This is a genomic window from Mesorhizobium sp. C120A (assembly GCF_030323105.1).
GTDB lineage: Bacteria > Pseudomonadota > Alphaproteobacteria > Rhizobiales > Rhizobiaceae > Mesorhizobium.
Genome location: NZ_CP100476.1, coordinates 4058785 through 4070816, shown reverse-complemented (window position 1 = coordinate 4070816; position 12032 = coordinate 4058785). Strand labels below are relative to the sequence as shown.

13 protein-coding genes are annotated in these 12032 nt (G+C 63.2%); 9 read left to right on the top strand and 4 right to left on the bottom strand.

The window, feature by feature from the left end:
* Positions 1 to 20: 20 nt before the first annotated feature.
* From NL532_RS19770 to NL532_RS19750, 5 genes are all read left to right on the top strand, one after another.
* Positions 21 to 359, top strand: a complete 339-nt coding sequence (locus NL532_RS19770) for an XdhC family protein (RefSeq protein ID WP_023734542.1) — start codon at positions 21 to 23, stop codon at positions 357 to 359.
* Between the two features lie 2 nt (positions 360 to 361).
* The gene (locus NL532_RS19765) at positions 362 to 1066 is read left to right on the top strand and encodes an XdhC family protein (protein WP_023806476.1); all 705 of its coding nucleotides are present in this window, start codon (positions 362 to 364) and stop codon (positions 1064 to 1066) included.
* Complete coding sequence (locus NL532_RS19760) at positions 1063 to 2673, top strand: NTP transferase domain-containing protein (protein ID WP_023829940.1); 1611 nt, start codon at positions 1063 to 1065, stop codon at positions 2671 to 2673. Before NL532_RS19765 ends, NL532_RS19760 begins: the two co-directional genes overlap by 4 nt.
* A 195-nt stretch (positions 2674 to 2868) precedes the next feature.
* Positions 2869 to 3768 (top strand): alpha/beta hydrolase family protein, encoded by a 900-nt coding sequence (locus NL532_RS19755; RefSeq protein WP_286487411.1) that lies wholly within the window; start codon positions 2869 to 2871, stop codon positions 3766 to 3768.
* A 74-nt stretch (positions 3769 to 3842) separates the two neighbouring features.
* On the top strand, positions 3843 to 5048 hold the full coding sequence (locus NL532_RS19750) for an epoxide hydrolase family protein (RefSeq protein ID WP_245270396.1): 1206 nt from the start codon (positions 3843 to 3845) through the stop codon (positions 5046 to 5048).
* 36 nt (positions 5049 to 5084) lie between these two features.
* Here the strand turns inward: NL532_RS19750 and NL532_RS19745 are convergent, their stop codons facing one another.
* A complete protein-coding gene (locus NL532_RS19745; RefSeq protein WP_023829937.1) occupies positions 5085 to 6143 on the bottom strand; it encodes a DUF1176 domain-containing protein in 1059 nt (352 codons plus the stop codon).
* 124 nt (positions 6144 to 6267) lie between these two features.
* On the opposite strand from NL532_RS19745, the gene NL532_RS19740 reads away from it, so the two are divergent.
* Positions 6268 to 6774 carry a DUF1993 domain-containing protein gene (locus NL532_RS19740; protein ID WP_023690171.1) on the top strand — a complete coding sequence of 169 codons (507 nt, stop codon included), beginning with the start codon at positions 6268 to 6270 and terminating at the stop codon, positions 6772 to 6774.
* A 58-nt stretch (positions 6775 to 6832) separates the two neighbouring features.
* Here NL532_RS19740 and NL532_RS19735 read toward each other — a convergent pair whose 3' ends face one another.
* Complete coding sequence (locus tag NL532_RS19735; RefSeq protein ID WP_023754389.1) at positions 6833 to 6997, bottom strand: hypothetical protein; 165 nt, start codon at positions 6995 to 6997, stop codon at positions 6833 to 6835.
* A 400-nt stretch (positions 6998 to 7397) separates the two neighbouring features.
* Here NL532_RS19735 and NL532_RS19730 point away from each other — a divergent pair, with 400 nt between their 5' ends.
* From NL532_RS19730 to NL532_RS19720, 3 genes are all read left to right on the top strand, one after another.
* Entirely contained in the window at positions 7398 to 7865 is a 468-nt protein-coding gene (locus tag NL532_RS19730; RefSeq protein ID WP_023684909.1) for a hypothetical protein, read from the top strand.
* A gap of 114 nt (positions 7866 to 7979) precedes the next feature.
* A complete protein-coding gene (locus NL532_RS19725) occupies positions 7980 to 9047 on the top strand; it encodes an aldo/keto reductase (protein WP_023754390.1) in 1068 nt (355 codons plus the stop codon).
* Between the two features lie 52 nt (positions 9048 to 9099).
* Positions 9100 to 10362 carry a cysteine desulfurase-like protein gene (locus tag NL532_RS19720; RefSeq protein WP_023816555.1) on the top strand — a complete coding sequence of 421 codons (1263 nt, stop codon included), beginning with the start codon at positions 9100 to 9102 and terminating at the stop codon, positions 10360 to 10362.
* Here the strand turns inward: NL532_RS19720 and NL532_RS19715 are convergent, their stop codons facing one another.
* Together NL532_RS19715 and NL532_RS19710 are read right to left on the bottom strand one after the other, a co-directional pair.
* On the bottom strand, positions 10363 to 11394 hold the full coding sequence (locus NL532_RS19715; protein WP_023816556.1) for a histone deacetylase family protein: 1032 nt from the start codon (positions 11392 to 11394) through the stop codon (positions 10363 to 10365).
* Positions 11391 to 11894, bottom strand: coding sequence for a GNAT family N-acetyltransferase (locus tag NL532_RS19710; RefSeq protein ID WP_031196820.1), 504 nt, complete (start codon positions 11892 to 11894; stop codon positions 11391 to 11393). Before NL532_RS19710 ends, NL532_RS19715 begins: the two co-directional genes overlap by 4 nt.
* Between the last annotated feature and the right edge of the window lie 138 nt (positions 11895 to 12032).

The following is a 12032-nucleotide window of genomic DNA, read 5'->3' as shown; positions in this document are numbered from 1 at the left end:
AGACTTTGAGGCAAGCGATCATGGACAACAGCATCTATCTCGATGAGGCCCGCGACCCCTTGATCATCGCGGAGGGCTGGATGAAGGACGGCAAGGATGTCGCCATCGCCACTGTGGTCGAGACCTGGGGTTCGGCGCCGAGGCCGGTCGGCAGTCATCTGGTCATCGACGCCGAAGGCAATTTCCACGGCTCGGTCTCGGGCGGCTGCGTCGAGGGCGCCGTGGTAAGCGAGGCGATCGACGTCATCGACAGCGGCAAGGCCAAAATGCTGGAGTTCGGCGTTGCCGACGAGACCGCCTGGCAGGTCGGCCTGTCCTGCGGCGGCCGCATCAAGGTCTATGTGGAGCGGCTCGGTTAGGCATGGATCCCTACGCTCTCAAAGCCCTCAATGCCGAACGCCGTGCCCGCCGTGCGGCGATCCTGGTGACCGATCTCGGCGACGGCCGCGACCGCATCGTGCGAGAAGGCGACCAGGTTGCCGGCGATCTCGGGCAAGCGATCGCCAAGGCTTTCCGCACCGGCAATTCGGGTTCGGTCGAGGCTGAAGGGCGCACCTTCTTCCTCAACGCGCACCTGCCGCAACCGCGCCTGGTGGTGATCGGCGCCGTCCATATCAGCCAGGCGCTGGCGCCGATGGCCAGGATCGCCGGCTATCCCCTGGAGATCATCGATCCGCGCACCGCCTTCGCCACTCCGGACCGTTTTCCCGATGTAGCACTCCATGCCGAATGGCCGGAGGATGTGCTGAAGCGCCAGCCGCTCGACAGCTACACCGCGCTTGCCGCCGTCACCCATGATCCCAAGATCGACGATTTCGCGCTGAAGGCGGCGCTGGACGCCAATTGCTTCTATGTCGGGGCGCTCGGCAGCCGCAAGACCCACGCCAAGCGCGTCGAGCGTTTGCTGGCGCTGGGCGCCAGCGCCGACCAGATCGCCCGCATCCACGCGCCGATCGGTCTCGATATCGGTGCGGCGAGCCCGGCCGAGATCGCCGTCGCCGTCCTGGCTCAGACGATCCATGCCTTTCGCTCGCGAGGGCTGGAAGCGAAAGGCGCCGCAGCGTGAGATTCGGCCCGGTTCCGATCGACCAGGCCGAAGGCGCGGTGCTCGCGCATGCCACCACGGCGGGTGAGCGACGTTTCCGCAAGGCGCACACGCTGAGCGCACAGGACGTGGCGGCTCTGAAAGCAGCCGGCATTACCGAGATCGTCGCGGCGGTGCTTGCCGCCGATGATCTCAGCGAAGATGCGGCGGCCGAAAAGATCGCCGGAAGCATGGCCCATCGCAACATCGAGGCAAAACCCGCCGCGACCGGCCGCGTCAACCTCCATGCCAAGGCCGCCGGTCTCTTCACCGTCGATGCCACGATGATCGACGCCATCAATGCCGTCGACCCGACCATCACCATCGCCACGCTGGCGCAGCACGCACCTGTCGAGACGGGGCAAATGGTGGCGACGGTCAAGATCATCCCGTTCGCTGTTGCCACGGCTCTGGTCGACAAGGTGACGAAGATCTGCGCCGGCGGCGAGATCTTCGCCGTCAACGCCTACCATCCGGTGCGCATCGGCGTCATTCAGACGATGCTGCCCGGCATCAAGCCCAGCGTGCTCGACAAAACGCTGCGCGTCACCGAGGCCCGGCTGGCACGCTCCGGCGGCCGGCTGACGACGGAGCGCCGCACGCCGCACGAGATCGCGCCTGTAGCCGAGGCAGCGGCCGCGCTGGCGCGCGACAACGACATGGTGGTGATCTTCGGCGCCTCGGCGATGAGCGATTTCAACGATGTCGTTCCGGCGGCGATCGAGGCAGCAGGTGGCACGGTGATCCGCGCGGGCATGCCCGTCGATCCCGGCAATCTGCTGGTGCTGGGCACGCTCGACGGCAAGCGCGTCATCGGCGCGCCCGGTTGCGCCCGCAGCCCCAAGGAGAACGGTTTCGATTGGGTGCTCGACAGGCTGATCGCCGGCCTCGACGTCACCGCCAAGGACATCGCCGGCATGGGCGTTGGCGGCCTCTTGATGGAAATCCCGACCCGGCCGCAGCCGCGCGAGCCGCTGCCGGCGAGAGCCGGGCTGAAGGTCGAGATCGTGCTTCTGGCCGCCGGTCGCTCCAGCCGCATGGGCGGGCCGAACAAGCTTCTGGCGCTGTTCGACGGCAAACCGCTGGTGCGCCGGACAGTCGAGCGCGCACTGGCCTCGAAGGCAACCAGCACCGTTGTCGTCACCGGCCACCAGCGTGAGCGGGTGCACCAAGCCTTGACCGGCCTCGACGTGATCTTCGCCGACAATCCGGATTTTGCCGACGGCCTGTCCTCGTCTCTAAAAGCCGGCATTGCCCGCGTTGGAGCCGAGGCGGCCGGCGCCATGATCGTACTCGGCGACATGCCGGGTATCTCATCGGCCGATCTCGACCGGTTGATCGAGGCCTTCCGTAGGGACGGCGGCCGCTCAGTGGTGCGTGCCGCCCATGACGGCCGCCGCGGCAATCCGGTGCTGCTGCCACGCGCGCTGTTTGGAGGCATCGCTCACCTCGAGGGCGACACCGGCGCCCGCCATCTGGTCGAGGCCGAGGGACTGGATGTCATCGACGTCGAGATCGGCGACGGCGCGTCGATCGATGTCGACACCCGCGAGGCGCTGGAAGACGCCGGCGGCGTGCTGCAGGATTGACAAAGCGAAGCCGAAAAACGCATGCCTTTAGCATGGCTCTCTCTTTACTTGCCTCAGCGCTTCTACCCCCCTCTGGCCTGCCGGCCATCTCCCCCTCAAGGGGGAGATCAGCAGCCTCGATGGCGGCGTCTATCCTGCAGCTTTGAAGATTGGCGGAAGGCGACGTGATATCCAATCTCCCCCCTTGAGGGGGAGATGGCCGGCAGGCCAGAGGGGGCGGCCGCGCTCCATAGCCTTCTGATTTCGCTCTTTTTCCTGTTCTCTGCCGCCCACGCCGACGCGCTCGAACTAAAACCCTACAAGGATGACCTCTTCGCCTATCCGGCGACGCTCTCGTCCACGGACAAAGGCGCCTACACCGTCATCGACTATCGCGAGATGCGCGACATCAACGACCGCGACGAGGTGCCGGAAAAGCGCGTGCAGGCTAAGTATACCGACACCGGCGTGCGCAAGGTGCAGCGGGATTTGATGCTGAAAACCGATGCCGGCGATGTCAGGCATGTCGCCGTCGGCAAGACCGAAGGCGCCGGCATCATCGTGCTTTACCTGCACGGGCAGGGCGGCAGCCGCAAGCAGGGCGTCGACGACTTCACCTTCGGCGGCAATTTCAACCGCATCAAGAACCTGATGGCCGGCAATGGCGGCCTCTACCTCTCACCGGATTTCACCGATTTCGGCGACAAGGGCGCGGCCCAGGTCGCGGCGCTGATCGGCCACTATGCCGAGGCTTCGCCGGACGCGAAGATTTTCGTCGCCTGCGGCTCGATGGGTGGTGCGCTGTGCTGGAAACTTGCCGGCCGCGACGATACCGGACGGCGCATCAGCGGGCTGCTGCTGCTCGGCTCGCTATGGGATGACAGCTTCCTTTCGAGCCCGGCTTACAGGCGTCACGTGCCGGTGTTTTTCGGCCAGGGCAGCAAGGACCCGGTCTTTCCCGTGGAGAAACAGGAAGCCTTCTTCCGCTCCATCATTGCGAACTCGAAAGCCTATCCGACCCGGTTCGTCCGGTTCGAGACCGGCACCCATGGCACGCCGATCCGCATGGTCGACTGGCGCCAAACGCTGAACTGGATGCTGTCGAAAGCGCCCTGAGGCATATCGCCCAGAGGTGCCCGTTGGTTTTGGCGATCATGGTTCGGCCGATATCCTTACTGGTGTAGGCTGATATGATCCAACAGATCGGAAGCACAGCGATGGACGCTCACCCCTTCAAGATCCAAATTCCGAACGAACAACTTGAAGATCTCCAGCGCCGGCTTAGCGCAACGCGATGGCCAATTCCGCTAAGCGAAGCGGGCTGGAGCGATGGGGCCGACCTGCCGTTCATCAAGCGTCTTGCGGATTACTGGCGAGACCGCTTCGACTGGAGAGTGCAAGAGGCGCGGCTGAACCGGCTGCCGCAATATCTGACGAGGCTGAACAACCTAGATGTCCACTTTGTCCACCAGCCAGGCAACGGACCGGCGCCGCTGCCGCTGATCATAACGCATGGCTGGCCCGGCTCCTTCATCGAAATGGAACACGTCATTCCATTGCTGACAGACCCATCTGCCCATGGTGGTGACCCGGCCGACGCTTTCCACGTGGTAGTTCCCTCTTTGCCCGGATACGGCTTTTCGCAGGCGCCGACGGAACCAGGCTTCCATTCCGGCCGCATCGCGGAGTTATGGGTACAGTTGATGCGCGGGCTCGGCTACGACCGCTTCGCTTCCCAAGGAGGCGACATCGGCGCGGGCGTTTCCGCCTGGATGGCACGGCTCCATTCCGAAAGCGTGCTTGGCGTCCACGTCAATTACATTCCCGGGAGCTATCGGCCACCTTTGGGTGCAGGTCTGCCACCTGTCACCGTTGAGGAGCAGACCTTTCTGGACAAGGCCGCGGCCTGGACGGCAACAGAGGGCGCCTATGCCCATCTGCAGGGCACGAAGCCTCAGACGCTTGCTTATGCGCTGACAGACTCGCCGATCGGTCTCGCAGCCTGGATGATCGAGAAGTTCCGTAGCTGGAGCGATTGCGACGGTGACGTGGAGCGCACCTTCGGCATGGACACGCTCCTTACGGATGTTTCGCTCTATTGGTTCAGCAACGCGCTCACCTCGTCCTTGCGGCTCTACAAGGAGAATCGACTGTTCCCTCTTGCGTTCGAGACGCTGGAACGCGTTTCGCCGCCATTTGGGGTAGCGCTTTTCCCTCGCGAGTTGCCGATGCCGCCTCGATCCTGGGTGGCGCGGGTCTTTGACGTTCAGCGATGGACATCGATGCCGCGAGGCGGCCATTTCGCTGCGCTGGAGGAACCGAGTCTTCTGGTCCAGGACATTCGCGCCTTCTTCCGGCCGATGCGTTCGCGGCCTGAAACGAGAAGGCGAATGTGAAGGACTGCTTGAGCGCGGCGGTTCCTGATAAGATCCCTACGGCGCGGTGTTGTAGTCGACCACCGTCTGCGGGTTCTCCTCGCCATCGTAAGACGCGTCCACATCATATTGGACGAGGGAAAAATCGCCGTTACGGAACAGGTATATCCCTTTGTCCGAGGCGTCGCCGATGCCGCGCCATTTGTTGAACGTGGTCAGCGTCTTGGCGTCTTCGTCATATTCGGAATTGGCCGCCCAGCCGGATGTGCGGAAGCCGATGATATCCATGCCCAGCAGTTTGCCGTCGCTGTCATTGTTCTCGTAACGGATATCCATTTCGGGCTCGGTGAACTGCAACTGCCGCACGCCCGATACTTCGTCGGTCATGTAGTAGACCGAACTTGCGTTATAGGCTGCCGCTTGGCAGTAGAACTCGAAAAGCCGCGTTTCCTTGTCGGGATCGCTGGCAGCCGCGTCCTTTGCCTTGTATTTGATCGAAAAGATGTTCGGCTCCTCGCCGAGAAATTGCTTGTCACACTGATCGCCATAATCGGCGGCGAACAGTTTCTTCACCTGCTCGAGTGCGGAGTCCTTCTTCGGCGGCGGCGGCCCGTCACCACAGCTTGGCGGCAGAGCCTCCTCGAAATCGGCCTTGGACGGCTTCAGCGCGCCCTTGTCGATAAAGATCGGGCGGAATGGCGGGGCCTGGATCTGAGCGCTGACCTGGCGCAGCGTGTAGCAGCCGGCGAAGACCGCCTCGTTGCCGTCCTTGCCGGTGGCGCGGATGGCGACCGGAACGCTGTAATAGATGCTGCCGGCTGCGCCCTCGTCGGAAACAGCACCGGTTTCGACGTCGACCCTGCCGGTGCCGTCATAGCCCTTGACGAAGGTATCGAAATCCTTTGCCGGCTTGGTATCGCCGTAGTAAGCCCAGGCGCGGGCGAATTCGTGCCGGTTGATGGCGCTGTAGAGCGAGCGGATGACGGCCTCGGCGTCTGACCTGTCATCGACGTAAGGGGCCTGGTCATCGGCTGCCGGTTCATCGTCGGCGAACACAGCCTGGCCGGATGCGGCAAGGGAGCAAAAGGCGGCCGCTGCCAGAAAGACGCGTCTCATCGGAGAATCTCCACCACGAAGGAGTCTATCATAGAGATTGCGGCGACGTGGTGACGCTTGAAAAATCCTCCGGGAAGGCGCTACGTCCCGCCGTCGGCGCTTCAGCCGCAATGGAGATTTGAACGTGACACTATCGATGTATGAAGCCTCGGTGCCGGTGTTTTCGGCCAGGCTGAAGGCGCTGTCCGGCGTGCTGTCGGCGGCCGAACAGAATGCAACCGAGCGCAAGATCGACCCGCAGGTGTTTTTGACCGCGAGGTTGGCGCCCGACATGTACGCGCTGGTCAGGCAGGTGCAGGTCGCCACCGACCACGCCAAGGGCGCGCCATCACGGCTGGCCCGTCGCGAGGTGCCGAAATACGAAGACAATGAAGCGACCTTCGCCGAGTTGCAGGCGCGCCTGACCAAGACGCTCGATCTGCTGGCGTCATTCTCAGCCGCCGAATTCGAGGGTTCGGATGAAAGGGTGGTCGAACTGAAGTTTGGCCAGCGCGAAGCCTCGATGCCAGGCATGCAGTATCTGCTGCATGTCGCCATGCCCAACTTCTATTTCCACGTGACCACGGCTTACGACATCCTGCGCCACAATGGCGTGCCGCTGACCAAGGGTGCCTATCTCGGGAATCGTTGACGAATTCGGCATTCCGAGGTTTCCCGGTCGCTGCCGGGAAACCTCGTCTCGCGCTGGTTCAGCGCACGGACATTTCGCTGGCTATGCGCGGGAAGTCGGCCGGCTTGATGCCGATGTCGGCGCGGTCGGCATTGCTCATCGAATGCAGCAACGCCAGTGCGGAACGATAACGCAGATGCTCCTGCGGACGCGGACGGGCAAACATTTCAGTGAAGAACCCCATGATTCGGCCCCTTGTTGATCCTCCACGGCGCCGAGTATAGGAAATTTGTGAAGATTGTGCAGTGCAGCATTTGCATGGCAGCCATTCCAAGCGAATTTTTTTCGGCACAATTGCCGCGTGCGCTGAAACTTGTGGCGCATCCCCACCGTATGCATAGACGCTGGCACATGGCCGGCTTTTCCTCGCCACTCCTGGCGAATTTCCGGACTGCATGCAAATGCAGTCCGGCTTTTTGTTGAGCTGCACCATCAACCGGTCGCGCAAGCCCGGCGAACGCCTAAACTGGTTAAGATCAGTGGCATTCATTTTTAACGAGCCGGTTCTATGGTGCGACCGGCTCTGTTCGCATGCGCAAAACGAGGGGGAGGCTGACATCGGCGCCAAGCGGGATTTCGCTTCCTTGCTCGACGATCTGTTCGTCGCCTCCGACAAGGACGAGGCTGGCGGGGAGACAGGCGCGCGGCCGTCGATCCCGTTCGACTATCTCTCCGTGGCCGACGAGCTTCATTCCGGCCGCATCAAGGTCTCCGGCGAAACCTTCACGGCCGAGTATCGCGAAGCGGGGTCCGATCTTGCCGCCGAATTCGCAGCCCTTCTCGACCAGGCCAAGCTGGCACTGGCCGGCGAGGAAGCAAAGCCCGAGGAGAAGCTGCCACCGATCGATCCTGACGCAATCGCGGTCGAACTCGGCCTCGATCATCCCGTCAAGAACGCCGATCTCGGCCGCATGCGCCGCAGCTTCGCTTTCGCCAACCATCCCGACCGTGTCGCGCCGCATCTGCGCCAGCGCGCCATGATCCGCATGCAGGTGGCCAACATGTTGATCGACGAAGCCAAGCGGCGGGCTTTGGCTGGCGTCCGGCGCTGACTTCCAGGGTTCACGCAAAAGTCGGTCCGCTAAGGGTTGGAGAGCGGCGCCGCTTTCCCTATAGATGCGGCTTCCTTCCCGCGTAGCCGCGCAATTCCCGCCGGAGAAAATTCGATGCATAAACGCCGTCTCGGTCGGACCGATCTTCTTGTGACCCAGATCTGCCTGGGGTCGATGACCTGGGGCGAGCAGAACACCGAGGCCGATGGCCATGCGCAGATGGATCTGGCTTTTGAGCGCGGCGTGAATTTCATCGACACCGCCGAGCTCTACCCGATCCCGCCCAAGGCCGAGACGCAGGGGCGCACGGAAAAGATCATCGGCAGCTGGATGAAGGCCAAGGGCAACCGCGACAAGGTGATCCTGGCCTCGAAGGTGGTCGGCCGCACCGCCAACAGCTGGTTTCGTGGCGACCGTCCGTCGAAATTGGTGCGCGCCGATATCTTTGACGCCATCGACAAATCGCTGTCCAAGCTCGGCACCGACTATCTCGATCTCTATCAGATCCATTGGCCGGAGCGCGACATCCCCTGGGGCGCCAACCCGACCCGCGTGGGTGCTGTGCCGCGCCGTGCCGATGCCGTTGGGGCGCCGGCCGGCGAGACGCCGATCGCCGAGACACTCGCAGTCTTCGAGGAGCTGGTGAAGGCGGGAAAGATCCGCCATCTCGGCCTGTCGAACGAAAGCTCCTGGGGCGTCATGCGCTTCATCGCCGAGGCCGACAAGGGCGTCGGCCCGCGCATCGTTTCGCTGCAAAACGCATACAGCCTCGTCAACCGCACATTTGAGGTGAACCTCGCCGAAGTCTGCGACCGCGAAGAGGTTGGCTTTCTCGCCTATTCGCCGCTGGCGCAAGGCTATCTCACCGGCAAATACGATCATGGCGCGCGGCCGCAAGGTTCGCGCTCGCAGCTGTTCAACCGCGGCCAGCGCTATGAGACGCCGAATGCGGCGGAGGCGCAGCTCGAATACAACGAACTGGCGCGCTCCTTCGGCCTCGAACCGGCGCTGTTCGCCAACGCCTATGTCGCCAGCCGACCCTTTGTTACCTCCAGCATCATCGGCGCGACGACGATTGCCCAGCTCGAGATGGCGCTGTCCTCAGTTGACGTGACCTGGACCGACGAGATGCAGAAGGCCGTCGACGCGATCCACCAGCGCGTGGGCAATCCTTGTCCGTAAGCGGGCACTCCGGGCGGAATTCCGTAGAAAACACAAGGGGAAGGGGACAGCAATGGATTTTCCGATCGAGACCGTCAGGGGAAAATTTCCGGCGCTGGACCTGACCGACAAAGGCCGCCGGCGCATCTATCTCGACAATCCGGCCGGCACGCAGGTGCCACAGGCGGTTGCCGATGCGGTGGCGCGCTGCCTCCTCACCACCAACGCCAATCTCGGCGGTTATTTCGAAACCACGCTTGCCGCGCAACAGGTGGTCGACGGCGCCCATGCGGCGATGGCCGATTTCCTGGGTGCAGCGAGCGCTGAGGAAATCATCATCGGCGCCAATATGACGACGCTGACCTATCACATGTCGCGCACGCTCGGCCGCGGCTTCAAGCCGGGCGACGAGATCATCGTCACCCGCATGGATCATGAGGGCAATGTCTCGCCCTGGCTGCAGCTGGCCGAGGACCTCGGCCTTGTGGTGCGCTTCCTGCCCTTCGACGAGAACAGCTGGCAGGTCGAGGAGGCGGCGCTCAGCGCTCTGCTTACCGACAGGACAAAACTCGTTGCGCTGAACTATGCGTCGAACCTCACCGGCTCGATCAACCGGGTCAAGGCGCTGACGGCCATCGCCAAACAGGCCGGCGCGCTCGTCTATGTCGATGCCGTGCAGTTCGCGCCGCACGGGCTGGTCGACGTGCAGGATCTCGGCTGCGACTTCCTGATCTGCTCGGCCTACAAATTCTTCGGCCCGCACATGGGCATATTGTGGGGACGCCGCGACATCATCGATGCGCTGCAACCCTACAAATGCCGTTGCTCTTCCAATGGCCTGCCGGAGCGCTTCGAACTCGGCACGCCGCAGATCGAACTGATGGCCGGGCTTACCGCAGCGGTCGATTACTTCGCCGAACTCGGTGCTGCGGCCGGCGAGGGCGGTTCGCGAAGGCAAAAGATCGCAAAGGCATACGAAGTGTCGATCGCCTACGAAAACCCGCTGGCGCTGAGGCTGATCGATGGGCTGTCCGCCATTGAGGGCCTGACCATCCGCGGCATCACCGATCAGAAGCGTGTCATTGAGCGCGTGCCGACCGTGTCCTTCACCGTCGACGGCATCGTGCCAGAGACGATCGTGCGGCAGATGAATGCCGAGAACATTTTTCTATGGTCGGGTCACAACTACGCCTGGGAGATCGTCCACCATCTCGGCATTCCGGCCGAGCAGGGCGTCGTGCGCATCGGTATTGCGCACTACAACACGGCGGCAGAGATCGACGAGACGTTGGAAAGCGTGCACCGGGAGATCGCCATGCTGAGGCAGCAGCGCTAGTCAGCTATCGCTGTTTGCCGCGAAACCGGTGAGGAACGCCGTGAGATTGTCGCCGAGCGCGTCGCAGAGATAGCCGCCTTCCTGGACGATAATCGTCGGCAGGCCAAGCTTGGCAATTGCCTCGCCGATCCGCGAGAAACCGGGCGTGGTCACCGAAAGCCCGCCGAACGGATCGCCCTCGAACGCATCGAGACCGAGCGCCACGACCAGCGCGTCCGGCGAAAAGGCGCGGATACGCTGGAACGCCACTTCGAGGGCCTCCAGAAACGCCGCGTCGGCTGATTTGCGCGGCAATGGCAGGTTGAAATTATAGCCGAGGCCCGGACCTTCGCCGCGCTCATCGGCATGGCCCCAGAAGAACGGATAGAAGCGCACCGGATCGGCGTGCAGCGACACCGTCAGGACGTCGGAACGCGTATAAAAGATGCCTTGCGTGCCGTTGCCGTGATGCAGGTCGACATCGAGGATCACCACCCGCGCTGCCTGCTTGCGCAACACCTGGGCCGCGACCGCTGAATTGTTGATGAAGCAGAAGCCGCCGGCGACATCGGCAAAGGCATGATGGCCGGGCGGCCGGCAGAGCGCATAAGCGGCAGGCGCGCCTGCCATGACAGCTTCCGCCGCTTCGACCGAGCTCCAGGCGCTCCACAGCGCGCTTTGCCAGGTTTCGGCGGAGATCGGGCAAGCGGTGTCGGCCATGTGGTAGCCGGCCTGGCCGACCGCCGAGGCCGGATAGGACCCTGTGCGGGCCAGTGGATGGATGTTGGGGATGACTTCCGCGGATGCGCCCTCGATGCGCTGCCAGCGCGCAAAAATGTGTTCGAGGAAGGCGAGATACTCCGGCGTATGCACGGCCGCCACCGGGCCTAGGCCATGTTCCCTGGGCCGCTCGATCATCAATCCGGCGGATTTTGCGCCGGCTAACAATCGCTCTACCCGCTCCGGCTGTTCGGGATTGGGCTGCGGCGCACCGCTGGACAGAAAGGCCTTCGGGTCGTGGCGTTTCTGCTCCTCGGCAAAGAAGGCTTTCATTCCGCGTCCCCATCCTGCGCTGCATCGGCAAAGGCGAAAAAGGCATCGCCAACAATCTTCTGCGTCTGCTCGTAGCTCGACCAGGCGATGCCCAGCCGCTCATAAAAAGCCTTGGCGCCGTCATTGTCGGTGTCGACGGACAGCCTGAGATAGGCGCCGCCATCCCGGCGGCAGTCGCGCGCGACCCGGCGCAGCAGTCTTTCGCCGATCTTGCGGCCGCGAAACCGGTCCTCGACATAGAGGTCCTGGATATAGACGCCGGGCCGCCCCATCCATGTCGAGAAGATCGGGAAATGCAGGCAGAGCCCCGCAAAATCGCCGCCGATCTCGGCGATCAGGGTGGAGAAGGCGGGTTTGTCGCCAAAGCCGTAGCGGCGGAGATCGTCGGCAGTGGACGTGATCTCCTGATGCGCGCCGATATGGGTGCCGAGCTTGAGCAGCGCGGCATGGATGGTGTCGACGTCGTCGATGGTGCCGGGGCGGAGGGTGACTGTACTCACGATAGGCAAGGCGCCCAGGCACCCCCTCTGTCCTGCCGGACATCTCACCCTCAAGGGGGGAGATTGGCAGCTTTGGCGCTGCCATCCATTTTGCAACGATTGAGATTGGCGAAGGCCGCAGTGACATCCGATCTCCCC

Bases quoted from the DNA above. Each gene is read 5' to 3' on its own strand.
- NL532_RS19720 (WP_023816555.1), top strand. From the start codon at position 9,100: ATGGATTTTCCGATCGAGACCGTCAGGGGAAAATTTCCGGCGCTGGAC.
- NL532_RS19735 (WP_023754389.1), bottom strand. From the start codon at position 6,997: ATGGGGTTCTTCACTGAAATGTTTGCCCGTCCGCGTCCGCAGGAGCAT.
- NL532_RS19750 (WP_245270396.1), top strand. From the start codon at position 3,843: ATGATCCAACAGATCGGAAGCACAGCGATGGACGCTCACCCCTTCAAG.
- NL532_RS19725 (WP_023754390.1), top strand. From the start codon at position 7,980: ATGCATAAACGCCGTCTCGGTCGGACCGATCTTCTTGTGACCCAGATC.
- NL532_RS19745 (WP_023829937.1), bottom strand. From the start codon at position 6,143: ATGAGACGCGTCTTTCTGGCAGCGGCCGCCTTTTGCTCCCTTGCCGCA.
- NL532_RS19765 (WP_023806476.1), top strand. From the start codon at position 362: ATGGATCCCTACGCTCTCAAAGCCCTCAATGCCGAACGCCGTGCCCGC.
- NL532_RS19770 (WP_023734542.1), top strand. From the start codon at position 21: ATGGACAACAGCATCTATCTCGATGAGGCCCGCGACCCCTTGATCATC.
- NL532_RS19715 (WP_023816556.1), bottom strand. From the start codon at position 11,394: ATGAAAGCCTTCTTTGCCGAGGAGCAGAAACGCCACGACCCGAAGGCC.
- NL532_RS19755 (WP_286487411.1), top strand. From the start codon at position 2,869: ATGGCCGGCAGGCCAGAGGGGGCGGCCGCGCTCCATAGCCTTCTGATT.